The organism is Pseudomonas sp. 05N434, from assembly GCF_056396965.1.
Map to the genome: position 1 here is coordinate 1 of NZ_JBFTMK010000788.1, position 1,654 is coordinate 1,654.

Below are 1,654 nucleotides of genomic sequence, written 5' to 3' on the forward strand. Positions count from 1 at the left end.
CCGTGGTGGTGAACGCGGGGCAATATTACCCAATCAATTGATCTGTAACAAGATATTTTGACTCACCATCCAGTTACTAAATCTCGCAACCCATTAAATATCCACACTATTTTTGAGTCATCTACTGAAGAAACCGTTACAGACAATCCCGGACAGCCTTGCGCAGCGTTCCTGACTTGGCCCATGGCGGCCCTTGGTAAAGCGATACCCGGCTGCCATCCTTGGACTTCACGATATCCAGAATTTCGTCAGCTGTGATGACGCTCGGTGCAGTAATCCGATAGCCATTGGAAATCGCTGTTTGCGTCGTTCCAGCAATCTCCTGGCGCCACAATGGCAATACACACCCGGCATATTCCTTGGGCGCCTTATCGCTGTATTTGCTGACATTAGGCTCACCGGGCACCAGGGATGCGGGCAATGAACAGCCCGCCAACGCAGCCAACGCTACTCCCGCTATCAACATCCGCATGATGCTTCTCTATCCTGAAAAACGGGAAATGTAGCCTGTACTTGCGCAGACATCCAGCAAACGCTGGGGCTACGCCGCTATAAAGCAGCTTTTTATACAAAGGCTTCTTATACAGAGGCTTCGCCCTGCCCCGGATCGACCCCCGAGCCGGAATCGGTATACGAACTCGCATTCAGATACTTCATCCACCGCTCGTACGCTTCATGCTGCCATTTCGTGACCCGTTCCCATTCCGGCCCACAGAGCTGATGAGCTGAAATCAACTTCATCATTTCCGTTGTGGCCGCATCCAGGTCCGCGATCAGTTCATGCGCATGGTGTCTGAAATCATCAGTCGCCGTCATTTGAGATACCTCGCCCCAGCGAATAGATCACTACCTCCATACGACAGCAGAGCTGTCCACTCCCGTTGATTTTCCCGACCAGCGGAATACCTCCCATCCCTACCCCTTCACGCACACTACCTGTCGCAACGTATGCAGCACTTCCACCAGATCACGCTGGGCGTGCATGACTTTGTCGATGTCCTTGTAGGCCATCGGGATCTCATCGATGACCGCCGCATCCTTGCGGCATTCCACATGGGCGGTCGCGCGGATCTGGTCGGCGACGGTGAAGGTGTTCTTGGCTTTGGTGCGGCTCATGGTGCGACCGGCGCCGTGGCTGCAGGAACAGAACGATTGCTCGTTGCCGAGGCCGCGAACGATGAAGCTTTTGGCCCCCATGGAACCGGGAATGATCCCCAGCTCGCCCTTCTTCGCCGACACCGCGCCTTTACGGGTGACCAGGATGTCCTCGCCAAAATGCCGCTCTTTCTGCACGTAATTGTGATGGCAGTTCACGGCCTCCAGCGCAACCTCGAAAGGTTTGCGGATCACCTGCCGCGCCGCGTGAATCACCGCTTGCATCATCAAGGCACGGTTCTGCCGGGCGAAGTCCTGAGCCCAACCCACCGCTTCGACGTAGTCATCGAAGTGCCGGCTGCCCTCCTTGAAGTAGGCAAGGTCACGGTCCGGCAGGTTGGCGATGTGCTGGCGCATGTCCGCCTGGGCCAATTGAATGAACAGAGTACCGATGGCATTGCCCACGCCGCGAGAGCCGCTGTGCAGCATGAACCACACGCGATTGGCCTCGTCCAGGCAGACCTCGATGAAGTGGTTACCGGTGCCGAGGGTCCCCAGG

At 56.3% G+C, this 1,654-nt stretch carries 3 protein-coding genes; all 3 read right to left on the reverse strand.

The genetic code is table 11. The annotated features are described in order from the left end of the window. Positions 1 to 136: 136 nt before the first annotated feature. Complete coding sequence (locus AC1DLB_RS29370) at positions 137 to 472, reverse strand: hypothetical protein (protein ID WP_064617054.1); 336 nt, start codon at positions 470 to 472, stop codon at positions 137 to 139. Between the two features lie 107 nt (positions 473 to 579). Next, positions 580 to 816 (reverse strand): hypothetical protein, encoded by a 237-nt coding sequence (locus AC1DLB_RS29375; RefSeq protein WP_477779368.1) that lies wholly within the window; start codon positions 814 to 816, stop codon positions 580 to 582. Positions 817 to 915: 99 nt separating this feature from the next. Continuing rightward, a partial coding sequence (locus AC1DLB_RS29380) for an RtcB family protein (protein WP_477786228.1) occupies positions 916 to 1,654 on the reverse strand: 739 nt, incomplete at its 5' end.